Genomic DNA, 23830 nt, shown 5'->3' with positions numbered 1-23830 from the left:
CTCAAACGCTCGCCACTACATGGGCGAAGTCGGGATAGATCGAACGGATCAGCTTGTCGATACGCTCAATTTCCTCAGGTATTTCAGAAAGTTTGCCGCGCTCTTCTTCCAAAACCGCCAGAAAGATCCGCGCACGCGCCTGATTGATCTGAATCTGCGGCAAAGTGCCCTCACCTGCTGCAGACAACACGATACTGACCAGCCTGTCTGCCGCGTTGAGGCGGCCCCACAAATAGTCATGTTCCCGCCACCCCCGATTGAAGAAGGCGCCGAAGGTATTCAGGGCTTTGCCCTTGAGGTCGAAACCCTCCGTGTAAAGGCTGGCTGCGTCCGTAGGGCTGATCCGGTCAACCAGAATTTCGGTGACCTCTGAAAAGTCGTTCCGCTGCAACACCGGAAAGGTGATCAGATCGAAAAACCCGAACCCGATATAGGTGCCCATCAGGGAGGTGTGCCGCTTTTTGTCGAGCAGATTGCGGGCCGTATCGGCGAAAAGCTCGTCCTGCAAGCGGTCCAGGTCGGCAAGCCCCATCATCTGCGTCAGCGATGCAAGCATGGGCCCCACATGCTCGGCAACGTTCGAGCTGCCCGCCTCAACCGCACGCACGAAGGCTTCCGCCAACTCCCGGCTGCGACCGCCGAAGAACCCGTCGGTCCAGCGCCACCCAAGGTGGTCGATCTGCTCGTAGAGCAGCCCCTTCATCTGATCGAGCGCCTCGAAATCGGGAGGCGGCAGATCGGAGCCGGAGCGATAGCTGTAAAATCCGTTGAGCTTGCGAACTGCAAAGCGCAGCCGGCGTATCCGGTAATCGACATCAAGTCCACGCAGGAAGGCAACCACATGCGGATCGGTACGGCCCAGCACATCCTTGCTCTCGGTGGTCAAACGGCTGATGTGACGAGAATAGAGCCCCAAGATTGCCTCTTCCTGGTCCCGCACCTTTGGCAATCCGCTGAGCCGCGCCGTTAGACCGGCCAGTCGCTCTGCCAGGGAATACAGCTTCAGGGACTGATAATTGAGAAAGGCGAATCCTGCCTGCTCGAACGCGGCCACGGTTGCCCGCTTGCGGCAGTTTGACAGAATGTCCGGCGTTACGCGCCGTCGCTTGGGCAAAATGCCGGAGACGGCCTTTTCGACCATCGGGCCGGCGTCATCGATCAACTGCGACAGCCAGCGGCTGCGCCGGTTATTCTGTTCCAGCTCTTTCAGATCGTCGCCGATGGGCTCGTTGCGCGGAATATGGGCGAGTGACGCCAGGATCACGCGAAAGAAGCCAGGTAACTCGGAAATGGTGCTGTCCGTTTCCACCGGAACAACGGGCGACGGATCCACATAGATGAGCCGCCGGGCCACTTCCCGCGCAGCCGGACGATCCTGAATAACGTCGATCACGGGAGCAAACGGCTTGTTCATCACCACACTGCCGTCGACAAAACAGTGGTGTCCGGCCGTCTCGGCTGTCAGATTCAGCCGTCTTGCGAGAAACAAATCACGGTTGCGCCACGTCAGATCATGATCGGCCAGCACCCGTTCCATTTCCGCAACCGTCGCAGGTGGAAACGCCCCCGGAAAAGACGACGTCGCGCGGGCGGCGAACACAATTTCGGGAATGCTGTCCGTGTCGAACTGGCTTTCGACATACCCCGGCATCCTGTGGGCGGCGTGGAACTTCAGGATGCGCCGATGATCCCACTCCTCGACATAGTCCGGATCATCAAGATGAATGCGCCGCTTGATGCCGTTGTAATCGGTGATGGTGACAAACAGATCCAATGTCTGCCCGCGTGGGATAAGGCTGCGGCCCGGCACCGCGCCAGCTTCCATCTTCTTGCAGGCATCCAGCATCCAGCTGATGAACCGTTCGCCGGAAAAGGGCGGCGTGAACCACCTCGCCTGCATGAACAGCCGCAGCTTTTCGCGCGTTTCCGCACTTTCGATCTGTTTCGTCAAACGGGTCGAAATGAGCTGATCCAGAACGGGCGAAATGGAGATCTTCAAATATCGGGACAGACCGGGCTGCGGCCGCGCCAGACGCGTGACGTCGGCATTTTTCAGCCACAGCTCGCTGTGGCTGTCGAGTGGCAGGTCATGAGTGATCGCCCGTGCCAGCATGATGCCGTTGACACCGCCCGCGGACGCCCCGGCAATTGCGTCGACCACCACACGGATATCGGCAACAGACGACAACAGATCGAGAAGATCCTTGTAGGCGCTTTGAACGGGTGGCAGATCCTGATCCGGCGCTTTCTGGGCAGCCCCGTTCGATTTGCGGTCAAGACGGCAGCTCGACGCCCGCACGAGATTGAGGATCTCCCGGCTGACGCCATGCATGTAGATGGCAAGCGAAACACCGCCATAAAACACCAGCGCCAATCTGAGTTCGATTTCCTTCATGAGGCCACCGCGGAGATCATGTTGAAAGTCCTAGCACAAAAGAGTGGCTACATTCTTTATCTGGCCGTGCTTTCCATACGCCAATCAAGACATGGCGGAACTATGCTCCCGCCCGTTCACTTCCGTGCAAACATAATTTGACAACAGAGCCTTCAGGGAAACCTGAGCCGGGCAACCGGGAGCACTTTTCCCCCGCCTACCCTGTGTATTCCGCTAAGATGGTCCACAGTTCCAAGTGTGATTCTCAAAATTTCAGCGCTATAACCCTCTGACTGTGACCCGACCTTTCGACGCGGAATAAAATGGCCAAAAGTGTAGATGAAGCTGCCCAGAGTTCAGATGAAACCGGGCAAGCTGACAAGACAAACTCCGTGCAATCCTTGCAGGAAGAAAACGACTATCTGCGCTCCGAGCTTGAAGATCTGAAACTGCTCTATGAGGCCACAATCGAGCATGGCGAAGCGGTCGAGGACCAGCTTGCGGACCAGTCCAACAAGCTTGAGGCTCTGTCCCGTCAGCTCGCCAAATACCTGTCTCCACAGGTTTACAAGTCCATTTTCGAGGGTCGTCAGGAAGTCAAGATCGAGTCTTCCCGCAAAAAGCTGACGGTGTTCTTTTCCGATATTGCCGATTTCACTGAAACGGCGGACCGGCTTGAATCGGAAGAACTCACAGCGATCCTGAACCAGTATCTGACGGAAATGTCGAACATCGCCCTGCGCTACGGCGCAACCATCGACAAATACGTCGGCGACGCCATTCTGATCTTCTTTGGAGATCCGGAAACACGCGGCGTCACCGAAGATGCGCTCGCCTGTGTGCGTATGGCCATCGATATGCAGGAGCGCATGAAAGCGCTGCAGGGCGCCTGGCGGGAAGCGGGTATCTCGAAGCCGATGAAATGCCGGATGGGCATTCACACGGACTATTGCACCGTGGGCAATTTCGGCAGCGAGGACCGGCTTGACTACACCATCATTGGCCGTGGTGTGAACACCGCGTCCCGGCTGGAAAGCCTTGCCACTCCGGGCTCGGTCCTAATCTCCTTCGAAACCTATTCCCAGGTTAAGGAGCACATCAAATGCGCGGAAAATGGTGAGGTAAACGTCAAGGGTATCGCCTATCCGGTTACCACCTATGAAGTGATCGGGCTGAAAGACCCCGCACCGGTCAAGGATGAACTGGACCTGGTGTCACACCAGCTGGAAAAAATCTCCGCGTCACTGCTTCCGGAGGACCGGGAGAAGCTGATCGCCACTCTCAAGAGTGCGCTCGACCGTCTGACGTCTGCTGAAACCACCTGAGGCCCCCACAGCGGAAAGGTTCAGCTGCGCTCCTTGCGCCGCTTGTCCCAGAATTCCAGGCGCTTTCTCAATTCCCGTTCGAAGCCTCTTTGCGGCGGATCGTAGTAGGTCTTGCGCCCCATCTGCTCCGGAAAATAATCCTGACCGGAAAAGCCATCGGGCGCGTCGTGATCATACTGGTAGCCGTCGCCGTAGCCTTCCTGCTTCATCAGTTTGGTGGGTGCATTGAGGATATGCTTGGGCGGCAGCAGTGAGCCGCTGGATTTTGCATCCCGCATCGCGGCCTTGTAGGCCACATAGGCGCCGTTCGATTTTGGCGCAGTTGCCAGATAGATCACCGACTGCGCAAGCGCCAGCTCCCCTTCCGGCGACCCTAGCATCTGATAGGCGTCGCGTGCGGCATTGGCCTGCACAAGCGCATTGGGGTCGGCAAGCCCGATGTCCTCAACGGCCATGCGGATCAGGCGCCGCGCCAGATAGAGCGGATCTTCTCCGCCGTCCAGCATGCGGCAGAACCAGTAAAGCGCGGCATCGGGATCCGAACCGCGCACGGACTTGTGCAGCGCGGATATCAGATTGTAGTGCCCATCGGCACTCTTGTCGTAGATCGGCGCCCGTCTCTGGACAATTTCCTGAAGGCGTTCAGCATCGAAGACCTCTTCCTCACCGGCGGCGCGCCAGACGTCCTCGGCCAGGGTCAAGGAAGACCGGCCGTCACCATCGGCCATGCGGATCAGCACCCTGCGCGCTTCTTCATCAAGCGGCAGTTTGCGCTCTTCCAGCTCCTCGGCTCGGGCCAGAAGCTTCTCGATCGCCATCGCCGACAGGGAGTGAAATGTCATCACGTGCGATCGAGACAACAATGCCGCATTGAGCTCAAACGACGGATTTTCCGTGGTCGCGCCGACCAGCGTGATTGTGCCGTCCTCCATCACGGGCAGAAAGCTGTCCTGCTGTGCCCGGTTGAATCGATGGATCTCGTCGACGAACAGCAGTGTGGCCCGGCCGCTCATACGCCGCGCCCGCGCCGCTTCAAACACCTTCTTCAGATCAGAAACGCCGGAAAAGATCGCGGAGATCTGCTCGAACGCGAGGTCCGTTTCGTTGGCAAGCAACCGGGCAATGGTTGTTTTACCGGTGCCGGGAGGCCCCCAGAAGATCAACGAGCCGAGCGTCCGGGTCTTGAGCATCCGCGACAGCGTGCCTTCCGGCCCGAGCAGATGATCCTGCCCGACAACATCGGTCAGCCTGGTCGGGCGCATCCGGTCCGCAAGCGGCCGAGGACCGGACTGGCTCAATCCGGAAGCTTCAAACAGATCGCTCACACCAGCCCCTAACCGCGCAGGATGATCTGGGAGACCTTGCCGTCCCGCTCGATATCGATCTGCCACAGACGTGGCGGCTTCTTCGTGACGTCTTCCAGCATCCGGGTGGTCTCAATCGCCTTCTGATTGATGCCCCGGATGATGTCACCAGGGCGAAGCCCCACCCGGTCCGCCGTGCTGCCACGCTTCACCTCGGCGATAGCGACACCGTCGAACAGCCCTTCAAGCCCGAGTTCTTCCGAAACAGCCGGCGAAAGGTTCATCACCGTCGCCCCTTCGAAGGGCGAATATTCGACAAGTTCCCGCGTGTCCCGCGGAACGGTTTCCGGCGCGGGTTTCAGGGCGACCGTCAGATGCTGCTCCTTGCCGCTCCGAAGGACCACGAAGTCGGTTTCTTCACCGATCATCTTTGTCGCAAATCGATACCCGAAGGAATTGGGATCGGTCACTTCCTTGCCGTCGACGGCAATCACCAGATCGCTGACTCGAAGCCCTGCTTCAAGGGCCGGCGAACCTTCGAAAACCGCTGTCACCAGCACACCTTGCGGCCTGTCAAGAGAAAGCGCTTCGGCAATTTCCGCATTCACCAATTGCACCGTCGCACCCAGCCAGGGCCGCTGAACCTTGCCGCCATGATCGGCGGCCTTTGCGACAAACCGGGCCATATGCGCCGGAATGGCAAAGCCGATGCCGTTGGACCCGCCGGAGCGTGAATAGATCGCCGAGTTGATGCCCACCAGCTTGCCGGTCATGTCGACAAGCGCGCCACCGGAATTACCCGGGTTGATCGCTGCGTCTGTCTGGATGAAGAACTGAAAGTCCGTGACACCGACCTGGGTTCGGGCCGTAGCGGAGACGATGCCCTGTGTCACCGTCTGGCCGACACCGAACGGGTTGCCAATGGCAAGAACGATGTCGCCAACTTCCAGACTATCGGAATCCGCAAAATCGATGCTTTCGAACGGGCCCTCGCCGCGGATCTTCAGGACTGCAAGGTCTGTGCGCTCATCCATGAGGACGATGTCCGCATCGAATTCCCGCCGGTCGTTCAAGGCAACACGCACTTCGTCCGCGTCCTTGATCACATGGTGGTTGGTGATCACCGTACCGTCAGAGGAAATGATGACACCGGACCCGAGGGAGGATTCCACCCGCTGGCGCGGCCTGTCGTTTCCGCCGGGCTGACCGAAGAACCTGCGGAAGAACGGATCGTCCATGAAAGGAGACACCTGCCGACGCTGAACCACCTTGCGGCTGGCGTAAACGTTGACCACTGCCGGCGCGACCTTCTTCACAATCGGCGCAAAAGACAGTTTAATCTGCGCGTCGCTCTGCGGAACCAGGCGCAGATCGGCCGGAGACGGCTGCACGGACTGGGCAAACGCGGCAGACACCCCAATCACGCCTGCCAGGGCGGCAACGACTAGGGGACGCATAATGCTGGTCAGAACCAGGCGCATGGCGGGAGCCTCTTTCTCGAATCTTCTCATACCCATCGCGATACATGGCAGATAGGGAGGAAAAGAGGCAAATACAAAAGGGCCGCCGGTTTTCCGGCGGCCCTTTTTTCAGTCAGTGAATGCGTCTTTAAGCCGAACGAACCTGCGCAAGGAAGCTGCGGACCTCGTGATCGAGTTCTTCCGCCTTCGTCGCCATGTCCGCGGCTTCTTCGGAGAAGTTCTGCGCGGCCATGTTGGTGTCGTTGGACAGTGAGGAAACGTTGCGGATGTCCTCGGTCACCTTGGAGGTGCCACCGGCCGCCCGCTGGGTGTTTTCCGCAATGCCCTGTGTCGCATAGCTCTGCTCGGTGACAGCAGCGGCGACTTCGCTCACCGAATTGGTGATTTCATCGATCGTCTTCTGAATGTCACCGATCGCATCGACTGCATCGTCGGTGGCGCCACGGATGGCATCAATCTGCTGCTGGATTTCACCGGTTGCCTTGCCTGTCTGGGCCGCAAGGTCCTTGACCTCGGAGGCAACCACCGCAAAGCCCTTGCCCGCCTCACCCGCACGTGCGGCTTCGATGGTGGCATTGAGCGCCAGAAGGTTGGTCTGATCGGCAATATCGGAAATCAACGTTATGACTTCACCAATCCGGTTGGCGGCTTCCGCAAGCGAGCGAACAGTTTCGTTGGTCGTCTCTGCGCGCTTGGTGGCTTCCGCAGCAACGCTGGAGGACCGTTCGATCAGGGTCGAGATTTCCTGGATCGAACTGGAGAGCTGATCGGAGGCAGCTGCGATCGATTCCACTTCCGCCAGGGTTTCTTCGGACATGGTTGCCGCATTGGCGGAGGTTTCTCCGGCAATGTCAGTCATGCTCCGCATCTTGTTGGCCGACTCGCGAAGGCTTGCAGCAGTATGCGCAACCTTGTCCACAACAGTGCCCACGGTCGCCTCGAAGTCACCGGCGAGACTTGCCAGCATCTGCTGACGCTGTTCGGCCTGACGCCTGGCATCGTCTGCTTCCTCTGCCGCCCGGCGCTCGTTGTCCTCAGCCGCATTCTGACGGATCTGAAGGACAGCCCTGCCAATGTCGCCAATTTCGTCTTTCCGCTTTGCAGCCTTGATCTCCGCATCGAGATTACCCGAAGCAATCTCGGAGAGGGCTCCAACCAGCGTGGTCAGCGGACGGGTGATCGACTGGGAGAAGAACAGCGCGATGACGGCAGCTACGGCAATGGTTGCCAGTGACCAAAGGAACATCTGGTCACGCATGCGGGTGACGGCAGACAGGGTTTCTTCAACACTCTTTTCGGCAACAATCGCCCAGTTCTGACCCTGGAAGGAAAGCGGACGGGCAACAACCAGGTCGTCAACTCCATCAGCCCCCTGAACGATACCGGCAGATTCGGTGCCGGCGGCAGCTTCAAGCGCCGGTTCGGCAGCAACAGTGGCATTCAGCGCTGTCGGCGCACCGGCCAAGGGCATATCGCTCAGCACGACGCCATCCTGGTTGATCACATAGACCTGCCCGGTTTCACCCAGATCGTCGCGGTTCGCCACGACGTCGCTCAGAAAATCGGAATCGATCCGCATGACAGCCACACCGCTGAGGCTGATTGTTCCGAAGGAATTGGAAAACACGGGCGATGCCATAAACAGGGACCCATCACCGCCTGCCGGTGCGTAGGGGGAAAACTTGCTGGCAACGATCTCGCCCTCGCCCAATTCCTTGGCGGCATTGAAAACCGTCTCCAGGCCAGTGCCTTCGGCAACACTGCCTTCGCCGAACTTGGACAGGAACTCATCCCCCTTGGTCACGGAATAAAGCACTAGACCTTCGGTATCGATCAGATAGAGATCGGCAAAGCCACCGTTCTTCCAGACGTTGTAGAAAGCCGGGTGCGCCTCGGTGTGGCGCCAGGCGTACATGGTCTTCTGTTCCTTGCCAGTCACCTCGGCGCGTTCTTCTGGTGTCTGCGGCGCCTGGAACAGCGCAAGAATTTCATCCTTTTCCTTGGCAAGGTTCATGGTCGCATTGCCAAGATTGCTCAAGGGATCGGACACGCTGGACGCCAGATTGACGATCTGGGATTCAGCGGAATGCAAGCGGGATTGCAGCAGCGCGTTGCGCGCTGTGATGACCATGCCGAGCTCGGCTTCCGCCGCTTGCTGCAAGCCGTCACGACCGCTCATATAGCCGATGACGCCCACAGCCGCACAAGCTGCAACCGTAATCACGATCATCAAAGCGGGAATAACAAAAGAAAGCCTAAGAGAAGGCGACCTTTTCCTAGAAACGGAATTCGTTTTCGCTGTCACGGTAATTCTCCCCCAACCACCTCCAATGGTCAGGAGGCACGGGCGCAACCTAAGCAGTTTTCCTTAAATCATTGATAATCGGGGTCTCAATATTCGAAACGGAATCGTCAATTCTGACAGTCGCTTGAACAACAAAAAAGGCGGGCAATTCTGCCCGCCTCTTTGATTTGCCAAGAAGGCAAATTGTTACGCTGCGTTTTCAGCTGCTTCTTCAGCTTCTACGCGGGCGCGATCTTCAGCACCGCGTGCTTCCGGGTCACGGTCGACCAGCTCGATGACAGCCATCGGAGCATTGTCGCCATAGCGGAAACCGGCTTTCAGCACGCGGGAATAACCGCCGCTGCGGTCCTTGTAACGCTCACCGAGCGTTTCGAACAGCTTGGCAACCATAGCCGCATCGCGAATCTGCGAAATGGCCTGACGGCGTGCATGCAGGTCACCGCGTTTGCCCAGGGTGATGAGCTTGTCGATGATCGGCTTCATTTCTTTAGCCTTCGGCAGTGTCGTTACGATCTGTTCGTGCTTGATCAGCGACGCTGCCATGTTCGCGAACATAGCCTTACGGTGGCTAGAGGTCCGGTTGAGCTTGCGGCCGGATTTACCGTGGCGCATGGCCCTCTCCTTTTTCTTTCAGGCAGTCAGTTCTTCTGGTTGAACTCTTGCCCGGTTGATCCTCACAGGACGCGTGCGCCCTTAGTACTGATGGTCTTCGTAGCGCTTGGCGAGATCATCGATGTTCTCAGGCGGCCAGTTGGCGACTTCCATGCCGAGATGGAGACCCATCTGAGCGAGAACTTCCTTGATTTCGTTCAGCGACTTGCGGCCGAAATTCGGGGTCCGCAGCATTTCCGCTTCGGTCTTCTGAATGAGATCGCCAATATACACGATATTGTCGTTCTTCAGGCAGTTTGCAGACCGCACAGACAGTTCCAGCTCGTCGACCTTCTTCAGAAGCGCAGGGTTGAAAGCCAGTTCCGGGACGCTGTCCTCGGCGACTTCACGCTGCGGCTCTTCGAAGTTGACGAAGATGGAGAGCTGATCCTGCAGAATGCGTGCCGCGAATGCCACGGCGTCTTCCGGCTTGACGGAACCATCGGTTTCGACAGTCAGGGTCAGCTTATCATAGTCAAGAACCTGGCCTTCACGGGTGTTTTCCACCTTGTAGGAGACCTTCTTGACCGGAGAGTAGAGGCTGTCGACCGGGATCAGGCCAATCGGCGCATCTTCCGGACGGTTCCGGTCCGAAGAATGATAGCCCTTGCCAGTGTTGACGGTGAATTCCATGCGGATTTCAGCGCCTTCATCCAGCGTGCAGAGCACCAGTTCCGGATTTAGAACCTCAACATCGCCAACAGTCTGGATATCGCCGGCGGTGACAACACCAGGTCCCTGTTTGCGCACGACCATGCGCTTGGGGCCCTCGCCTTCCATACGGATAGCGATTTCCTTGATATTCAGTACGATGTCGGTGACATCTTCCCGGACACCCGGGATCGACGAGAACTCATGCAGAACGCCATCGATCTGAACGGCAGTCACGGCGGCACCCTGCAGAGAAGACAGCAGAATACGGCGCAGCGCGTTGCCAAGGGTCAGACCGTAGCCACGCTCAAGAGGCTCGGCAACGACAGTTGCCAAGAAGCGCGGATCTTCACCCGGCTTGATCTCGAGTTTGGTCGGCTTGATCAGTTCTTGCCAGTTTTTTTGAATGGTCACGTTTTCGTCCCTTCGGCTATCCCGCCCGGCGGTTCAACGCCAGGCCATTCTTTGCCATTTGGAGAAACAAGTACCTAAAGCTGGGAAGCCTTAGACGCGGCGACGCTTACGCGGACGGCAGCCGTTGTGCGGAATCGGCGTCACGTCACGGATGGACGTGATCAGGAAACCGGCAGCCTGCAGGGCGCGCAAAGCAGATTCACGACCCGAACCCGGACCGCGTACTTCCACTTCAAGGGTGCGCATGCCGTGCTCGGCAGCTTTTTTCGCAGCATCTTCCGCAGCAACCTGGGCAGCGTACGGAGTGGACTTACGGGAACCTTTGAAACCGAGTGCACCGGCGGACGACCAGGAAATCGCATTGCCCTGTGCGTCGGTGATCGTGATCATGGTGTTGTTGAACGTGGAATTCACATGCGCAACGCCAGAAGAAATGTTCTTGCGCTCGCGGCGACGCACGCGCGTCGTGTCTTTAGCCATTCTCTTATCCTTGTTTTGATCTCTTCACTGCCGTAATGCCGGCAGCTCCACCACCAATCCAGGCAGGGTAATTATTTCTTCTTACCTGCGATCGGTTTAGCCGGACCCTTGCGGGTACGTGCGTTCGTATGCGTCCGCTGACCGCGAACCGGCAGGCCGCGGCGGTGACGCAGGCCGCGGTAGCAGCCAAGGTCCATCAGACGCTTGATGTTCATTGCGGTCTCACGACGCAGGTCACCTTCAACGAGGTAATCGCGGTCGATGGTTTCGCGGATGGACAGGACTTCTGCGTCAGAAAGCTCGTTCACGCGGCGGGCAGCATCGATGTTGTTCTTCTCGATGATTTCCTGGGCGAATTTCGCGCCAATGCCGTGAATATACTGAAGCGCAATGATTACGCGTTTGTTCGTCGGGATGTTAACGCCAGCAATACGTGCCACGTTCGTCTCCATGATTACGCGGCCAGACATGGTCTTGCCGCAGGTTATAATGCCCGCGTCCGGTGGAGTCCGGCCCTTGCGGGTACGAAAATGCCGGGGTACCCCCGGCACAGAGAATGCCGGCCCCACATACATGGAACCGGCTTAACTGTAAGGTAGAGCGGGTCCTTTACCGGCTCTAAACCTTTTCGTCAAGTCCTTGAAGAACGGAATCTATTGAGGCCGTCACTTCATCGATGGACTGCATGCCGTCGATGACGGAAAGATGACCTGTCTTCTCGTAATACGGCACAACAACTGCGGTATCGCGGTTATAGGCTTCAAGACGCTGCTTGAAGACTTCCGGGTCATCGTCCTTGCGCACCGGCTGACCCGCAGCCTGTGCATCAGCAGCACGTTTGATGATCCGGTCGACCAGCTTGGACTGGTCTACGCGCAGTTCCAGGACGGCGTTCAGTTTCAGGCTGTTTGCTTCCAGCATCTCGTCAAGCGCTTCGGCCTGTGCAAGCGTGCGCGGGAAGCCGTCGAGAATGAAACCGTTCTTGGCATCTTCTTCGGCGATCCGGTCGCGGATAATACCGACGACAATCTCATCCGAAACAAGTCCGCCTGCGTCCATCACTTCCTTGGCTTTGAGGCCTACCGGGGTCCGGGACGCAACAGCAGCTCGCAACATGTCTCCGGTGGAGAGTTGCGGAATTCCGTATTTCGCAACGAGATGCGCTGCCTGTGTTCCCTTCCCCGCTCCTGGCGGTCCAACCAGAATAAGCCTCATCGACGCCTCCCACTCAATTTCGCTTTTTTCACCAGACCCTCATATTGATGCGCAAGCAAGTGGCCCTGGATCTGTGACACGGTATCCATTGTCACGCTTACGACAATCAACAAAGAGGTGCCACCGAAATAGAACGGAACGCCCGTCGCCGAAATAAGGAATTCGGGTAATAGACAAACGACGGTGATGTATATGGCACCGACCACCGTAATGCGCGTCAGAACGTAGTCGATATATTGGGCGGTTCGCTCACCGGGGCGAATGCCCGGAATGAACCCACCGTGTTTCTTCAGGTTGTCAGCCGTATCGCTCGGATTGAAAACGATGGCCGTGTAGAAGAAACAGAAAAACACGATCATTGCGGCATAGGCCACCATGAACAGCGGCTGACCATGCCCAAGCGCAGCGGTGATATACGTCAGCCACTCGTTGCCGGAGCCCTGGCTGAAACCGCCGATGGTTGCCGGAACAAGCAGAAGCGACGACGCAAAGATCGGCGGAATGACACCTGCGGTGTTCAACTTCAGCGGCAGGAACGAGGTGTTGCCCTCGAACATGCGGTTGCCCATCTGGCGCTTGGGATACTGGATCAGAAGCCGGCGCTGAGCCCGCTCCATGAACACGATCAGCGCGATCACAACCACGGCCAGAATCAGCACACCGAGAATCAGCAGGGTCGACAGAGACCCCTGACGGCCAAGTTCAAGCACATTGACCAGTGCCACCGGCAGACCGGCAACGATGCCGGCAAAGATGATCAGGGAAATACCGTTACCAATGCCACGCGACGTGATCTGTTCGCCAAGCCACATCAGGAACATGGTTCCGCCAACAAGCGTCAGCACCGTGGATCCGCGGAAGAACCAGCCCGGATCGGTCACAACGCTGGCAGCGCCTTCCAGACCCACCGCAATACCGTACGCCTGGAACGCTGCCAGGATAACAGTACCGTAGCGCGTATACTGGTTGATGACCTTGCGGCCCTGCTCGCCGTCCTTTTTCAGCTGCTCAAGGGACGGCACAACGGTCGTCATGAGCTGCATGATGATGGAAGCGGAAATATACGGCATGATGCCGAGAGCGAAGATCGCCATGCGCTGAACGGCACCGCCGGAGAACATGTTGAACATGCCGATGATGCCGGACTGGGCCTGATTGAAGGCCTGCGCGAAGGCGTCCGGATTGATGCCGGGCAAGGGAATGTAAGTGCCCAGTCGATAAACCAAAAGCGCCCCCAGTGTGAACCAGATGCGCTTTTTGAGTTCTTCAGCCTTGGCGAAAGCTGAGAAATTGAGATTTGACGCCAGTTGCTCGGCGGCCGATGCCATGCCCTACTCCGGAATGCTTGCCCAGGAAATGGGTGAAGCCCAGGCTGTTAAGCCTGAGCTCCCTGTACGGCAACCTTGCCGCCTGCTTTTTCAATCGCTGCGACAGCGCCCTTGGAGGCACCGGCAACTTCAAAGGTCACTGCAACGGTGAGTTCACCGTTGGCAACGATGCGCACACCGTCACGGACCCGCTTGACAACACCAGCTGCCTTCAGCGCTTCGACGGTAACCGTCTCGGACGCATTCAGCTTGCCTGCATCGATCGCCTTCTGAACACGGCCAATGGACACGGTATTGTAGTCCTTGGCAAAAATGTTCGTGAAGCCGCGCTTCGGCAGACGGCGGTGAAGCGGCATCTGACCGCCTTCAAAGCCTTTGATGGCAACGCCGGAACGGGATTTCTGACCTTTGACACCACGGCCACCGGTCTTGCCCTTGCCGGACCCGATGCCACGACCGACGCGCATGCGGTCCGGTGTGGCACCTTCGTTGTCACGAAGTTCGTTGAGCTTCATGTTCTATCTCCTCACCCCGTTCTTACGCGTTGTCTTCGACGACGCGAACGAGATGCTGGACCTTATTGATCATGCCGCGCACCTCAGGAGTGTCCTTCAGTGTGGAACGGCGGTGCATCTTGTTCAGGCCGAGACCGACGAGCGTCGCGCGCTGGTCCTTAGGACGGCGCAGCGGGCTGCCGATCTGTTCGACCGTAACAGTGTTTTCGGTGTTCGCCATGGAACGTACCCTCTCTCAGCTGGGGACCGGAGCCGCTAAGGTCAAGCCTCAGCGGCAGCCGAAGCCGCCTCATCGTTGTTGTCACGACGGCGGGACTGCAGCACGGAGACCTTGAGGCCACGGCGGGCAGCGACGGAACGCGGGCTGTCTTCCTTGGTCAGCGCAGCGAAAGTTGCACGAACCATGTTGTAGGGGTTGGAAGTCCCCAGAGACTTGGCCACAACGTCCTGGACGCCGAGCGTTTCGAAAACGGCACGCATCGGGCCGCCTGCGATGATACCGGTACCGGCCGGAGCTGCACGCAGCAGAACCTTGCCAGCGCCATGACGGCCTTCCACATCGTGGTGGAGCGTCCGGCCTTCGCGAAGCGGTACACGGATCATCGTGCGCTTTGCTGCTTCAGTTGCCTTACGGATGGCTTCCGGCACTTCACGTGCCTTGCCATGACCGAAGCCGACACGGCCCTTCTGGTCACCAACCACAACAAGTGCTGCGAAGCCGAAACGACGGCCACCCTTGACCACTTTCGCAACGCGGTTGATGTGAACGAGCTTGTCGACGAATTCGCTGTCTCGCTCGTCGCGATCGCGATTTTCATGTCTCGCCATATTATACGTCTTCCGTTCTTAAGAGCGCCAACGGGCGCTGGTCAGAATTCAAGTCCACCGTCGCGGGCTGCATCAGCAAGCGCTTTTACGCGCCCATGAAACTGATATCCGCCACGGTCGAACACGACCTGCTTTACGCCAGCGGCCGCAGCACGCTCGGCGACAAGCTTGCCAACGGCTGCGGCTGCAGCGACGTCGGCGCCCGTTTTCAGGCTGCCCTTGAGATCTGTTTCGATCGTTGAAGCAGAGACAATCGTATGTCCCTTCGCATCGTCGATGATCTGGGCGTAGATCTGCTTCGACGAGCGGAAGACAGAAAGGCGCGGACGACCGTTCGCGGCTTTCTGAATCGAACGGCGCACGCGATCGCGGCGGCGCTCGAAAGCTTGTTTGCTGTTCGCCATGATCTGGGTCCGTTACTTCTTCTTGCCTTCTTTGCGGACGATGAACTCGCCTGCATAACGAACGCCTTTGCCCTTGTAGGGCTCCGGCGGGCGGAAATCGCGGATCTCAGCAGCTACCTGACCGACGCGTTGTTTGTCGGTACCGGTGATGCTGATTTCCGTTGGTTTCGGGCACACAATATCGATGCCATCCGGAATCGGATAGACGACGTCATGAGAGAAACCGAGCGCCAGCTGAAGGTTTTTACCCTGGACCTGAGCGCGATAACCAACACCGGTAATAGCGAGGTCTTTCTTGAAGCCCTCGGTTACACCGGTGATCAGGTTCGCGACCATGGTGCGGCTCATACCCCACATGGAGCGAGCCGGCTTGGTGCCGTTGCACGGATCGATTTTGATCCCATCATCCGTCATTTCGGCCAGAACCAGATCGTTGAGCATGAAAGACTTTTCGCCTTTCGGGCCCTTGATCGTAACCGTCTGACCGTCGATCGATGCCGTTACCCCGCTTGGCACGGGGACTGGCTTTTTGCCAATACGAGACATATGACCAACCTTGTCGTTGTTTTAAAAGTGAGGATGCCGCATCAGAAGACGCGGCACAGTACCTCACCACCTACGTTTTCGTCCCGCGCCTGATGGTCGCTCATGACGCCACGCGGGGTCGAAATGATCGACACGCCCAGGCCATTGGAGACATGCGGGATGTTTTTCACCGACGAGTACACGCGGCGGCCCGGCTTGGACACACGTTCAATCGTGCGAATAACCGGTTCACCGTCGAAATACTTCAATTCGATTTCCAACTCGGACTTACCGCCCTCGTATTCAACCGTGGTGTAGCCACGGATGTACCCCTCTTTTGCAAGCACATCAAGTACATGTGCACGCAATTTGGAATTTGGTGAGCTGACCTTGTTCTTGCGACGCATTTGCGCGTTGCGAATGCGGGTCAGCATATCCCCCAACGGATCAGAAATTGCCATCGGAGTTTCTCCTTACCAGCTCGACTTGACCAGGCCCGGGATCTTGCCCAGGGAACCCAGTTCACGAAGCGCAATACGCGACATCTTCAGCTTGCGATAAAAACCGCGCGGACGGCCGGACACTTCGCAACGATTGCGAACGCGGTTCGGCGCGGAATTCCGCGGCAGTTTCGCCAGCTTCAGGCGTGCGTTGTACCGCTCTTCCAGGGACAGGCTCTCATCTTTAGCCAGTGCCTTCAGGGCAGCGCGCTTCTCAGCGTATTTCTTGACAAGCTTCTCGCGGCGCTTGTTTTTTTCGATTGCGCTTTTCTTCGCCATCGTCGATCCCTTCCTTGCCCGTTACTTCGTGAACGGGAAGTTGAACGCGCGCAGAAGCTCGCGTGCTTCGTCGTCATTCGGCGCCGTGGTGCAGATGATCACGTCCATGCCCCAGATCTGGTCGACCTTGTCGTACTCGATTTCCGGGAACACGATGTGTTCTTTGATGCCCATGGCGTAGTTGCCGCGACCGTCGAAGCTCTTCGGATTCAGGCCGCGGAAGTCACGTACGCGCGGCAGCGCGATGGTGATCAGGCGATCCATGAATTCGAACATCTGCTGGCGGCGCAGGGTCACCTTTGCGCCAAGCGGCATGCCTTCGCGGACCTTGAAGGTCGCGATGGATTTTTTCGCTTTGGTAATAACCGGCTTCTGACCGGCAATCAGTGCCAGATCGTCTGCAGCAATGCGAGCCTTCTTGGAATCGCTGACCGCTTCGCCGACACCGACGTTGAGCACGATTTTTTCCAGCTGCGGAACCTGCATGACGTTCTTGTACTGGAACTTTTCCATAAGCTGCTTGCGCACAACTTCGTCATAGTGCGTCTTCAGACGCGGCACGTTAGTGGTCTCAGCCATCGATCAGGTCTCCCGAACGCTTGGCCACACGGACCTTGGTGCCATCGTCCTGCACTTTGAAGCCGACTCGCGTTGCCTTGCCGTCCTTCGGATCGGCCAGCGCGACGTTGGAAAGATGAATCGGAGCTTCCTTAGCCACGATGCCAGCTTCCTGCGTCTGGGTCTGCTTCTGGTGGCGGCGAACCATGTTGATGCCGCGGACCAGGGCTTTGTTGTCAGCCGGCAGCATCTGAATGACTTCGCCGGACTTACCCTTGTCACGGCCGGTCAGCACGACCACCGTGTCGCCTTTTTTAATTTTCGCAGCCATCAGAGCACCTCCGGCGCGAGCGAAATGATTTTCATATGGTTCTTTGCACGGAGTTCACGCGGTACCGGTCCGAAGATACGGGTGCCGATCGGCTCCTTGTTATTGTTGACCAGCACGGCCGCATTGCGGTCGAACCGGATCACGCTGCCATCGGGACGGCGGATATCCTTAGCCGTGCGCACGACGACAGCCTTCATCACGTCGCCCTTTTTGACGCGGCCCCGCGGAATTGCCTCTTTCACGGAGACGACGATGATGTCGCCTACATGGGCATATTTACGCTTGGAGCCGCCGAGCACTTTGATGCACATGACACGACGAGCGCCGGAATTATCGGCGACGTCGAGGTTTGTTTGCATCTGAATCATGACTGGCTGCCTTGTTCTTCTGATGGCGCTCGGGTTACGGGCGCCTGATGCTCACTAATGGAGAGCGGTCACTGAGCGACCACGGTCCAACGTTTGTTTTTCGAAATCGGCGCGCATTCTTCGATCTGAACAATGTCGCCAACCTTGTATTGGTTGCTCTCGTCGTGTGCGCGGTACTTCTTGGTCCGGCGCACAGTCTTCTTAAGCAGCGGGTGCGTGAAGCGGCGCTCCACATTCACCGTCACCGTCTTGTCATTGGCGTCGCTGACAACGGTGCCCTGCAGGATACGCTTCGGCATGGCCGTCTCCTTACGCGTTCGCCGACACGCGCTTTTCGCGCATGATCGTCTGGATACGTGCGATGTCGCGGCGGATCTGCCGGACACGCGCGGTGTTTTCAAGCTGACCCGTAGCCCGCTGGAAGCGCAGGTTGAACTGCTCTTTCTTCAGGCCTTCAAGCTCACTACGGAGCTCGTCGAGGGTCTTAGCCCGTACATCGGTAGCCTTCATGGCTCTAACTCCTCGCCTGCCCTACTCGCCGATACGCTGAACGAAACGGCATTTGATCGGCAGTTTGGCTGCAGCAAGACGCATAGCTTCACGCGCAATGTCTTCCGGCACACCATCGATTTCGAACATGATCCGGCCCGGCTTGACACGGCAAGCCCAGTAATCCGGAGAACCCTTACCTTTACCCATGCGGACTTCAGCAGGTTTCGAGGAAACCGGGAGGTCCGGGAAGATGCGGATCCAAACACGACCCGCACGCTTCATGTGGCGGGTCATAGCACGGCGGGCCGCTTCGATCTGACGTGCCGTAACACGCTCGGGCTCCATAGCCTTCAGACCGAATGCGCCGAAGTTGAGGTCAGTGCCCCCCTTCGACAAGCCGTGGATGCGGCCCTTGTGCTGCTTGCGGAACTTTGTGCGCTTCGGTTGCAGCATCGTTCTTCTCTCGTCTTTCTTAAGTTACGAGCGGCAGGCAGCTTGAATTAAGCTGCGCGCTCGCGGCCCCGATCCCGGCGTCCGCCGCGATCACCCTGGTTGCCTTCAGAAGCAGCGGTCGCACGGCGTTCAGACGCCATCGGATCGTGTTCCAGAATTTCACCCTTGAAGATCCAGACCTTCACACCGCACACGCCGTAAGCCGTGTGAGCGCTAGCAACACCGTAGTCGATGTCGGCACGCAGAGTGTGAAGCGGGACGCGGCCTTCGCGGTACCATTCGATACGCGCAATTTCCGCACCGCCGAGACGGCCACCGCAGTTGATACGGATGCCCTGGGCACCGAGACGCATGGCGGACTGAACGGCCCGTTTCATGGCGCGACGGAAAGCAACACGGCGTTCCAGCTGCTGGGCAATCGACTGTGCGACCAGGGTCGCGTCGATTTCCGGCTTGCGCACTTCAACGATGTTGAGGTGCACTTCGGAATTGGTGATGTCGGCGATCTTCTTGCGAAGACGCTCGATATCGGCGCCCTTTTTACCGATGACCACACCCGGACGACCCGAGTGAATGGACACGCGGCACTTCTTGTGCGGGCGTTCGATAACAACCTTGGAAACTGCAGCCTGCTTCAGTTCTTTCAGCAGGAACTCACGGATGCGGAAATCTTCATGCAGAAGATCGCCATATTCGTTCTTGTTCGCGAACCAGCGGCTATCCCAGGTGCGGTTGATCCCGAGGCGCATGCCGATCGGGTTTGTCTTATGTCCCATCAGGCAGTCTCCTCAACTTCGCGCACGACGATGGTCAGGTTCGAGAACGGCTTCTCGATCCGGCCAACACGGCCACGTGCACGGGCCTGGAACCGCTTGATCACAAATGCCTTTCCGACATGTGCTTCAGCAACCACCAGGTTGTCGATGTCCAGGTCATGGTTGTTTTCCGCGTTGGCAATCGCGGACATCAAGGTCTTCTTGACGTCTTGCGCAATGCGCTTGCGGGAGAATGTCAGATCCGCAATCGCGGACCCGACTTTTTTACCACGGATCGAAGCCGCAACGAGGTTCAGCTTGCGCGGAGAAACGCGCAGCATGCGGGTCATTGCCCGGGCCTCATTGTCAGCGAGCGTCCGCTCACGCTTCGGCTTGCCCATCGTTACTTCCTCTTCGCCTTCTTGTCGGCGCCGTGTCCATAATAGGTCCGGCTCGGCGAGAACTCGCCAAACTTGTGACCGATCATTTCTTCAGACACCAGCACCGGAACGTGCTTTTGACCGTTGTAGACGCCGAAGGTCAAACCGACGAACTGCGGCAGGATGGTAGAGCGGCGGCTCCAGGTCTTGATGACCTCGCTCCGGCCGGACTCACGGACCTTGTCCGCTTTCTTCAGCAGATACCCGTCGACAAACGGACCTTTCCAGATCGAACGTGCCACGATCCTTGCCCTTTACTTCTTCGCGTGACGGCTGCGGACGATAAACTTATCAGTCTGCTTATTGCGCCGCGTACGCTTACCTTTGGTCGGTTTACCCCAAGGAGTAACCGGATGACGACCGCCGGAGGTCCTGCCTTCACCACCACCATGAGGGTGATCGATCGGGTTCATGGCAACACCGCGAGTGTGCGGACGAATGCCAAGCCAGCGGGAACGGCCTGCTTTACCCAGGTTAACGTTGGCGTGGTCCGGGTTGGACACGGCGCCAATGGAAGCCATGCAGGTTCCGAGCACACGGCGCTGCTCGCCAGACATCAGGCGCAGCGTGGTGTAGCCCTGGTCGCGGCCGACGATCTGTACGAACGCGCCTGCCGAACGAGCGATCTGGGCGCCTTTGCCCGGCTTCAGCTCGACATTGTGCACGATCGTGCCAACCGGAATGCGAGCCAGAGGCGCGGCATTGCCCGGTTTCACGTCGACGTTTTCACCGGCAACAACGGTGTCGCCAGCAGCCAGGCGCTGAGGCGCCAGGATGTAGCTCAGTTCACCGTCTTCGTAACGGATGAGAGCAATGAATGCGGTCCGGTTCGGATCGTATTCAAGGCGCTCGACCGTAGCCGGAACGTCCCATTTACGCCGCTTGAAGTCGACAAGACGGTAAGACCGCTTGTGACCGCCACCGCGGTTCGGAGACGTCAGGCGGCCGGTATTGTTGCGGCCACCGGACTTGGACAGGCCTTCGGTCAGGGTCTTGACCGGCTTGCCTTTCCACAGACCAGAGCGATCAACTTGAACCAGCTGACGGCGGCCTGGGGACGTCGGGTTGAATGTCTTAAGTGCCATTTTTCTTAAGTCCCCGTCTTAGAGCCCGGTGGTCACGTCGATACCGTGACCTTCCTGCAGCGTTACGACGGCCTTCTTGTAGTCGGACTGCCGGCCGATGCGACCCCGGAAGCGCTTCACCTTGCCCTTGCGGACCAGGGTGTTCACTGCCGTGACCTTCACACCGAACAGTGCTTCCACTGCGGCCTTGATTTCCGGCTTCGTTGCATCATTGGCAACTTTGAAGACAACCTTGTTCTCTTCGGAAGCCATCGTCGACTTTTCGGTGATCACCGGGCCAACGATTTTGTCGTAGTGAGGAAGTTTGCTCATTTAAAGCGCTCCTCAAGTGCGGACACCGCAGCCTTTGTCAACACCAGGGTGTTGGCACGCAGGATGTCGTAAACGTTGATGCCCTGAACCGGCAGCACATCCAGATGCGGAATGTTGCGGGACGCCAGAGCGAAGTTTGCATCGACTTCAGCACCATCAATGATCAGAGCGCTGGTCAGGCCGAGCTTGGAGAGCTGTGCCTTGAGCGCCTTGGTCTTTGCTTCGGCAGCCTTTGCGTCTTCAACAACAACGATGCTGTCTGTCTTGGCTTTCGCCGACAGGGCATGCTTCAGGCCGAGGGCGCGAACCTTCTTCGGAAGCTCATGGCTGTGGTCGCGAACGACCGGGCCAAATGCTCTGCCGCCACCGCGAAACTGCGGGGCCTTCTTGTTGCCGTGACGTGCGCCGCCGGAGCCTTTCTGACGGACGAATTTCTTCGTCGTGCCGGAAACTTCCGAACGGCCCAGAGTCTTGTGGGTGCCTGCCTGGCGCTTGGCCAGCTGCCAACGCACCACACGGTGGATCAAATCGGTGCGCGGCTCGAGACCGAAGATCTCGTCAGACACCGTGATCGAACCGGCCGCCCCACCTTCGAGGGTCTTGACCTGGAGTTCCATCACTCACTCTCCTTCCCGGCGGCCGCAGTCGCTTCGGTTGCTTTGAAAGCACCCGGAACCGGAACGTTTTCCGGCAGCGCCTTTTTGATCGCGTCGCGGACCAGGATCCAGCCGCCCTTGGCGCCCGGAACAGAGCCCTCGACCATGATCAGGCCACGCTCAACATCAGTGCGCACAACCTTCAGGTTCTGCGTGGTCACGCGGGCATCACCCATGTGACCGGCCATTTTCTTGCCCTTGAACACGCGGCCCGGGTCCTGACACTGACCGGTAGAACCGTGCGAACGGTGCGAGATCGAGTTACCGTGCGTTGCACGGCCACCACCGAAGTTGTGACGCTTCATGGCACCGGCAAAACCCTTACCGATAGAAGTGCCGGTCACGTCGACAAACTGGCCTTCGACGTAGTGGTCAGCGGTCAATTCCGCACCAACGTCGATGAGGTTTTCCGCGGAAACGCGGAATTCGGCCACGGTCCGCTTCGGCTCGACCTTTGCAACAGCAAAGTGGCCGCGCAGTGCCTTCGGCGTATTCTTTACTTTACGGCTACCTGCACCGAGCTGCAGCGCAGTGTAACCATTTTTTTCGTCAGTCCGGTGGGCTACCACCTGGCAATTTTCCAGCCGCAGAACGGTGACCGGAACATGCTCGCCTGCATCGTTATAGATGCGGGTCATGCCCACTTTCTGAGCGATCACTCCAGAACGCATGGATGTGTCCCCTTCGACCCGGCTTAGAGCTTGATCTCGACGTCGACACCAGCGGCGAGGTCGAGCTTCATCAGCGCGTCCACGGTCTGCGGTGTCGGATCAACGATATCGAGAAGACGCTTATGCGTACGCATCTCGAACTGATCGCGGCTTTTCTTATCAATATGCGGTCCGCGAAGCACGGTGTACTTCTCAATCCGCGTCGGCAGCGGCACGGGACCCCGTACCTGAGCACCGGTCCGCTTGGCCGTATTGACGATCTCCTTGGTGGAGGCGTCGAGAATACGGTGGTCAAACGCCTTGAGGCGGATCCGGATATTCTGACCGTTCATTGTTGTTGTTCCCAATAAGACTGCGGGCCTGCCCGCGTTTCACTTCAAAATCACCGGCAGGCCCGGCTGTCGATTATTCGATGATGGATGCGACGACGCCGGCACCGACGGTACGGCCACCTTCGCGGATAGCGAAGCGCAGGCCTTCTTCCATCGCGATCGGCACGATCAGCTCAACGTCAACGGAGACGTTGTCGCCCGGCATCACCATTTCCGTGCCTTCCGGCAGGGACACCACACCAGTCACGTCCGTCGTACGGAAGTAGAACTGCGGGCGGTAGTTGGTGAAGAACGGGGTGTGACGGCCACCTTCTTCTTTCGTGAGGATGTAAGCCTCAGCCTTGAACTTCGTGTGCGGGGTAACAGTACCCGGCTTGCAAAGAACCTGACCACGCTCAACGTCTTCACGACCGATACCACGGATCAGGGCGCCGATGTTGTCGCCTGCTTCACCGCTGTCCAGCAGCTTGCGGAACATTTCAACGCCGGTAACCGTCGTCTTCTTGGTATCCTTGATGCCGACGATTTCAACTTCTTCGCCGACCTTGATGATGCCGCGCTCAACACGACCGGTCACAACCGTACCACGGCCGGAGATCGAGAAGACGTCTTCGATCGGCATCAGGAACGGAAGGTCCTTCGGACGTTCCGGGGTCGGGATGTATTCGTCGACCTGAGCCATCAGCTCACGGATCGCATCGCGGCCGATGGCCGGATCGCGGTTCTCAACGGCTGCCAGCGCAGAACCCTTGACGATCGGAATGTCGTCGCCCGGGAATTCGTAGGAAGACAGCAGTT

The 23830-nt window shown here is 58.2% G+C and carries 32 protein-coding genes and 1 pseudogene; 1 reads left to right on the top strand and 32 read right to left on the bottom strand.

Annotated elements, in window-relative coordinates:
* Nucleotide 1: 1 nt before the first annotated feature.
* Nucleotides 2-2395 carry a patatin-like protein gene (locus AC2A6O_RS24000; protein ID WP_498930884.1) on the bottom strand — a complete coding sequence of 798 codons (2394 nt, stop codon included), beginning with the start codon at nucleotides 2393-2395 and terminating at the stop codon, nucleotides 2-4.
* Nucleotides 2396-2862: 467 nt separating this feature from the next.
* Here AC2A6O_RS24000 and AC2A6O_RS23995 point away from each other — a divergent pair.
* Nucleotides 2863-3699 (top strand): annotated as a pseudogene (locus AC2A6O_RS23995) (adenylate/guanylate cyclase domain-containing protein); the annotation flags it as partial.
* Between the two features lie 20 nt (nucleotides 3700-3719).
* On the opposite strand, the gene AC2A6O_RS23990 reads toward AC2A6O_RS23995, so the two are convergent.
* From AC2A6O_RS23990 to AC2A6O_RS23840, 31 genes are all read right to left on the bottom strand, one after another.
* Nucleotides 3720-5024, bottom strand: a complete 1305-nt coding sequence (locus AC2A6O_RS23990) for a replication-associated recombination protein A (protein WP_498930882.1) — start codon at nucleotides 5022-5024, stop codon at nucleotides 3720-3722.
* Nucleotides 5025-5032: 8 nt separating this feature from the next.
* Entirely contained in the window at nucleotides 5033-6484 is a 1452-nt protein-coding gene (locus tag AC2A6O_RS23985) for a DegQ family serine endoprotease (protein WP_498930880.1), read from the bottom strand.
* Nucleotides 6485-6611: 127 nt separating this feature from the next.
* Complete coding sequence (locus AC2A6O_RS23980; RefSeq protein ID WP_498930878.1) at nucleotides 6612-8714, bottom strand: methyl-accepting chemotaxis protein; 2103 nt, start codon at nucleotides 8712-8714, stop codon at nucleotides 6612-6614.
* A 261-nt stretch (nucleotides 8715-8975) separates the two neighbouring features.
* Complete coding sequence (rplQ, locus tag AC2A6O_RS23975) at nucleotides 8976-9401, bottom strand: 50S ribosomal protein L17 (RefSeq protein ID WP_055654713.1); 426 nt, start codon at nucleotides 9399-9401, stop codon at nucleotides 8976-8978.
* A gap of 81 nt (nucleotides 9402-9482) precedes the next feature.
* Nucleotides 9483-10505, bottom strand: coding sequence for a DNA-directed RNA polymerase subunit alpha (locus AC2A6O_RS23970; protein WP_006936426.1), 1023 nt, complete (start codon nucleotides 10503-10505; stop codon nucleotides 9483-9485).
* Between the two features lie 90 nt (nucleotides 10506-10595).
* Nucleotides 10596-10985 carry a 30S ribosomal protein S11 gene (gene rpsK, locus AC2A6O_RS23965; RefSeq protein WP_006936427.1) on the bottom strand — a complete coding sequence of 130 codons (390 nt, stop codon included), beginning with the start codon at nucleotides 10983-10985 and terminating at the stop codon, nucleotides 10596-10598.
* Nucleotides 10986-11056: 71 nt separating this feature from the next.
* Entirely contained in the window at nucleotides 11057-11425 is a 369-nt protein-coding gene (gene rpsM / locus AC2A6O_RS23960; protein WP_148587328.1) for a 30S ribosomal protein S13, read from the bottom strand.
* Between the two features lie 178 nt (nucleotides 11426-11603).
* Nucleotides 11604-12200: an adenylate kinase gene (locus tag AC2A6O_RS23955; protein WP_148586616.1), complete on the bottom strand. Its 597-nt coding sequence runs from the start codon at nucleotides 12198-12200 to the stop codon at nucleotides 11604-11606.
* Nucleotides 12197-13528: a preprotein translocase subunit SecY gene (gene secY / locus AC2A6O_RS23950; protein ID WP_148586615.1), complete on the bottom strand. Its 1332-nt coding sequence runs from the start codon at nucleotides 13526-13528 to the stop codon at nucleotides 12197-12199. Before secY ends, AC2A6O_RS23955 begins: the two co-directional genes overlap by 4 nt.
* A 47-nt stretch (nucleotides 13529-13575) precedes the next feature.
* Nucleotides 13576-14043, bottom strand: a complete 468-nt coding sequence (gene rplO, locus AC2A6O_RS23945) for a 50S ribosomal protein L15 (RefSeq protein WP_148586614.1) — start codon at nucleotides 14041-14043, stop codon at nucleotides 13576-13578.
* A 22-nt stretch (nucleotides 14044-14065) separates the two neighbouring features.
* The gene (gene rpmD / locus AC2A6O_RS23940; protein ID WP_148586613.1) at nucleotides 14066-14263 is read right to left on the bottom strand and encodes a 50S ribosomal protein L30; all 198 of its coding nucleotides are present in this window, start codon (nucleotides 14261-14263) and stop codon (nucleotides 14066-14068) included.
* A 41-nt stretch (nucleotides 14264-14304) separates the two neighbouring features.
* Complete coding sequence (gene rpsE, locus AC2A6O_RS23935; protein WP_148586612.1) at nucleotides 14305-14871, bottom strand: 30S ribosomal protein S5; 567 nt, start codon at nucleotides 14869-14871, stop codon at nucleotides 14305-14307.
* Nucleotides 14872-14912: 41 nt separating this feature from the next.
* Entirely contained in the window at nucleotides 14913-15275 is a 363-nt protein-coding gene (gene rplR / locus AC2A6O_RS23930) for a 50S ribosomal protein L18 (RefSeq protein WP_148586611.1), read from the bottom strand.
* Between the two features lie 12 nt (nucleotides 15276-15287).
* The gene (gene rplF, locus AC2A6O_RS23925) at nucleotides 15288-15821 is read right to left on the bottom strand and encodes a 50S ribosomal protein L6 (RefSeq protein WP_148586610.1); all 534 of its coding nucleotides are present in this window, start codon (nucleotides 15819-15821) and stop codon (nucleotides 15288-15290) included.
* A 41-nt stretch (nucleotides 15822-15862) separates the two neighbouring features.
* Complete coding sequence (gene rpsH / locus AC2A6O_RS23920; RefSeq protein ID WP_006936438.1) at nucleotides 15863-16261, bottom strand: 30S ribosomal protein S8; 399 nt, start codon at nucleotides 16259-16261, stop codon at nucleotides 15863-15865.
* A 12-nt stretch (nucleotides 16262-16273) separates the two neighbouring features.
* Complete coding sequence (gene rpsN / locus AC2A6O_RS23915) at nucleotides 16274-16579, bottom strand: 30S ribosomal protein S14 (protein ID WP_006936439.1); 306 nt, start codon at nucleotides 16577-16579, stop codon at nucleotides 16274-16276.
* 21 nt (nucleotides 16580-16600) lie between these two features.
* On the bottom strand, nucleotides 16601-17158 hold the full coding sequence (gene rplE, locus AC2A6O_RS23910; protein WP_148586609.1) for a 50S ribosomal protein L5: 558 nt from the start codon (nucleotides 17156-17158) through the stop codon (nucleotides 16601-16603).
* Nucleotides 17151-17468: a 50S ribosomal protein L24 gene (gene rplX, locus AC2A6O_RS23905; RefSeq protein WP_006936441.1), complete on the bottom strand. Its 318-nt coding sequence runs from the start codon at nucleotides 17466-17468 to the stop codon at nucleotides 17151-17153. Before rplX ends, rplE begins: the two co-directional genes overlap by 8 nt.
* Nucleotides 17468-17836: a 50S ribosomal protein L14 gene (gene rplN / locus AC2A6O_RS23900; RefSeq protein ID WP_148586608.1), complete on the bottom strand. Its 369-nt coding sequence runs from the start codon at nucleotides 17834-17836 to the stop codon at nucleotides 17468-17470. The genes rplX and rplN overlap by 1 nt, the downstream gene beginning before the upstream one ends.
* A 68-nt stretch (nucleotides 17837-17904) precedes the next feature.
* A complete protein-coding gene (rpsQ, locus tag AC2A6O_RS23895) occupies nucleotides 17905-18135 on the bottom strand; it encodes a 30S ribosomal protein S17 (RefSeq protein WP_148586607.1) in 231 nt (76 codons plus the stop codon).
* 10 nt (nucleotides 18136-18145) lie between these two features.
* Entirely contained in the window at nucleotides 18146-18346 is a 201-nt protein-coding gene (rpmC, locus tag AC2A6O_RS23890) for a 50S ribosomal protein L29 (protein ID WP_006936445.1), read from the bottom strand.
* Between the two features lie 21 nt (nucleotides 18347-18367).
* Entirely contained in the window at nucleotides 18368-18781 is a 414-nt protein-coding gene (gene rplP, locus AC2A6O_RS23885) for a 50S ribosomal protein L16 (protein WP_148586606.1), read from the bottom strand.
* A gap of 47 nt (nucleotides 18782-18828) precedes the next feature.
* A complete protein-coding gene (rpsC, locus tag AC2A6O_RS23880) occupies nucleotides 18829-19557 on the bottom strand; it encodes a 30S ribosomal protein S3 (protein ID WP_148586605.1) in 729 nt (242 codons plus the stop codon).
* Nucleotides 19557-19937 (bottom strand): 50S ribosomal protein L22, encoded by a 381-nt coding sequence (rplV, locus tag AC2A6O_RS23875; protein ID WP_006936449.1) that lies wholly within the window; start codon nucleotides 19935-19937, stop codon nucleotides 19557-19559. Before rplV ends, rpsC begins: the two co-directional genes overlap by 1 nt.
* 2 nt (nucleotides 19938-19939) lie before the next feature.
* On the bottom strand, nucleotides 19940-20218 hold the full coding sequence (rpsS, locus tag AC2A6O_RS23870) for a 30S ribosomal protein S19 (protein WP_006936450.1): 279 nt from the start codon (nucleotides 20216-20218) through the stop codon (nucleotides 19940-19942).
* A 12-nt stretch (nucleotides 20219-20230) separates the two neighbouring features.
* Complete coding sequence (rplB, locus tag AC2A6O_RS23865; protein WP_148586604.1) at nucleotides 20231-21061, bottom strand: 50S ribosomal protein L2; 831 nt, start codon at nucleotides 21059-21061, stop codon at nucleotides 20231-20233.
* Nucleotides 21062-21079: 18 nt separating this feature from the next.
* Complete coding sequence (locus AC2A6O_RS23860) at nucleotides 21080-21373, bottom strand: 50S ribosomal protein L23 (RefSeq protein WP_148586603.1); 294 nt, start codon at nucleotides 21371-21373, stop codon at nucleotides 21080-21082.
* Nucleotides 21370-21990, bottom strand: coding sequence for a 50S ribosomal protein L4 (gene rplD, locus AC2A6O_RS23855; RefSeq protein ID WP_148586602.1), 621 nt, complete (start codon nucleotides 21988-21990; stop codon nucleotides 21370-21372). The genes AC2A6O_RS23860 and rplD overlap by 4 nt, the downstream gene beginning before the upstream one ends.
* On the bottom strand, nucleotides 21990-22700 hold the full coding sequence (rplC, locus tag AC2A6O_RS23850; RefSeq protein ID WP_148586601.1) for a 50S ribosomal protein L3: 711 nt from the start codon (nucleotides 22698-22700) through the stop codon (nucleotides 21990-21992). Before rplC ends, rplD begins: the two co-directional genes overlap by 1 nt.
* A gap of 23 nt (nucleotides 22701-22723) precedes the next feature.
* Entirely contained in the window at nucleotides 22724-23032 is a 309-nt protein-coding gene (rpsJ, locus tag AC2A6O_RS23845) for a 30S ribosomal protein S10 (RefSeq protein WP_006936455.1), read from the bottom strand.
* 73 nt (nucleotides 23033-23105) lie between these two features.
* Nucleotides 23106-23830, bottom strand: a 725-nt coding sequence (locus AC2A6O_RS23840; RefSeq protein ID WP_498930866.1) for an EF-Tu C-terminal domain-related protein, incomplete at its 5' end; no start/stop codon positions are given.

Source organism: Labrenzia sp. ATLA3 (assembly GCF_057180185.1).
Note: the sequence above shows the minus strand (reverse complement) of the source record. Positions and strands in the feature narration are given on the sequence as shown.

What these genes read in the sequence shown, in the direction of transcription:
- AC2A6O_RS24000 (WP_498930884.1), bottom strand. Translation starts at nt 2,395, where the DNA reads ATGAAGGAAATCGAACTCAGATTGGCGCTGGTGTTTTATGGCGGTGTT.
- AC2A6O_RS23985 (WP_498930880.1), bottom strand. Translation starts at nt 6,484, where the DNA reads ATGCGCCTGGTTCTGACCAGCATTATGCGTCCCCTAGTCGTTGCCGCC.
- AC2A6O_RS23980 (WP_498930878.1), bottom strand. Translation starts at nt 8,714, where the DNA reads ATGATCGTGATTACGGTTGCAGCTTGTGCGGCTGTGGGCGTCATCGGC.
- rplQ (WP_055654713.1), bottom strand. Translation starts at nt 9,401, where the DNA reads ATGCGCCACGGTAAATCCGGCCGCAAGCTCAACCGGACCTCTAGCCAC.
- rpsK (WP_006936427.1), bottom strand. Translation starts at nt 10,985, where the DNA reads ATGGCTAAAGACACGACGCGCGTGCGTCGCCGCGAGCGCAAGAACATT.
- AC2A6O_RS23955 (WP_148586616.1), bottom strand. Translation starts at nt 12,200, where the DNA reads ATGAGGCTTATTCTGGTTGGACCGCCAGGAGCGGGGAAGGGAACACAG.
- secY (WP_148586615.1), bottom strand. Translation starts at nt 13,528, where the DNA reads ATGGCATCGGCCGCCGAGCAACTGGCGTCAAATCTCAATTTCTCAGCT.
- rplO (WP_148586614.1), bottom strand. Translation starts at nt 14,043, where the DNA reads ATGAAGCTCAACGAACTTCGTGACAACGAAGGTGCCACACCGGACCGC.
- rpmD (WP_148586613.1), bottom strand. Translation starts at nt 14,263, where the DNA reads ATGGCGAACACCGAAAACACTGTTACGGTCGAACAGATCGGCAGCCCG.
- rpsE (WP_148586612.1), bottom strand. Translation starts at nt 14,871, where the DNA reads ATGGCGAGACATGAAAATCGCGATCGCGACGAGCGAGACAGCGAATTC.
- rplR (WP_148586611.1), bottom strand. Translation starts at nt 15,275, where the DNA reads ATGGCGAACAGCAAACAAGCTTTCGAGCGCCGCCGCGATCGCGTGCGC.
- rplF (WP_148586610.1), bottom strand. Translation starts at nt 15,821, where the DNA reads ATGTCTCGTATTGGCAAAAAGCCAGTCCCCGTGCCAAGCGGGGTAACG.
- rpsH (WP_006936438.1), bottom strand. Translation starts at nt 16,261, where the DNA reads ATGGCAATTTCTGATCCGTTGGGGGATATGCTGACCCGCATTCGCAAC.
- rpsN (WP_006936439.1), bottom strand. Translation starts at nt 16,579, where the DNA reads ATGGCGAAGAAAAGCGCAATCGAAAAAAACAAGCGCCGCGAGAAGCTT.
- rplE (WP_148586609.1), bottom strand. Translation starts at nt 17,158, where the DNA reads ATGGCTGAGACCACTAACGTGCCGCGTCTGAAGACGCACTATGACGAA.
- rplX (WP_006936441.1), bottom strand. Translation starts at nt 17,468, where the DNA reads ATGGCTGCGAAAATTAAAAAAGGCGACACGGTGGTCGTGCTGACCGGC.
- rplN (WP_148586608.1), bottom strand. Translation starts at nt 17,836, where the DNA reads ATGATTCAGATGCAAACAAACCTCGACGTCGCCGATAATTCCGGCGCT.
- rpsQ (WP_148586607.1), bottom strand. Translation starts at nt 18,135, where the DNA reads ATGCCGAAGCGTATCCTGCAGGGCACCGTTGTCAGCGACGCCAATGAC.
- rpmC (WP_006936445.1), bottom strand. Translation starts at nt 18,346, where the DNA reads ATGAAGGCTACCGATGTACGGGCTAAGACCCTCGACGAGCTCCGTAGT.
- rplP (WP_148586606.1), bottom strand. Translation starts at nt 18,781, where the DNA reads ATGCTGCAACCGAAGCGCACAAAGTTCCGCAAGCAGCACAAGGGCCGC.
- rpsC (WP_148586605.1), bottom strand. Translation starts at nt 19,557, where the DNA reads ATGGGACATAAGACAAACCCGATCGGCATGCGCCTCGGGATCAACCGC.
- rplV (WP_006936449.1), bottom strand. Translation starts at nt 19,937, where the DNA reads ATGGGCAAGCCGAAGCGTGAGCGGACGCTCGCTGACAATGAGGCCCGG.
- rplB (WP_148586604.1), bottom strand. Translation starts at nt 21,061, where the DNA reads ATGGCACTTAAGACATTCAACCCGACGTCCCCAGGCCGCCGTCAGCTG.
- AC2A6O_RS23860 (WP_148586603.1), bottom strand. Translation starts at nt 21,373, where the DNA reads ATGAGCAAACTTCCTCACTACGACAAAATCGTTGGCCCGGTGATCACC.
- rplD (WP_148586602.1), bottom strand. Translation starts at nt 21,990, where the DNA reads ATGGAACTCCAGGTCAAGACCCTCGAAGGTGGGGCGGCCGGTTCGATC.
- rplC (WP_148586601.1), bottom strand. Translation starts at nt 22,700, where the DNA reads ATGCGTTCTGGAGTGATCGCTCAGAAAGTGGGCATGACCCGCATCTAT.
- rpsJ (WP_006936455.1), bottom strand. Translation starts at nt 23,032, where the DNA reads ATGAACGGTCAGAATATCCGGATCCGCCTCAAGGCGTTTGACCACCGT.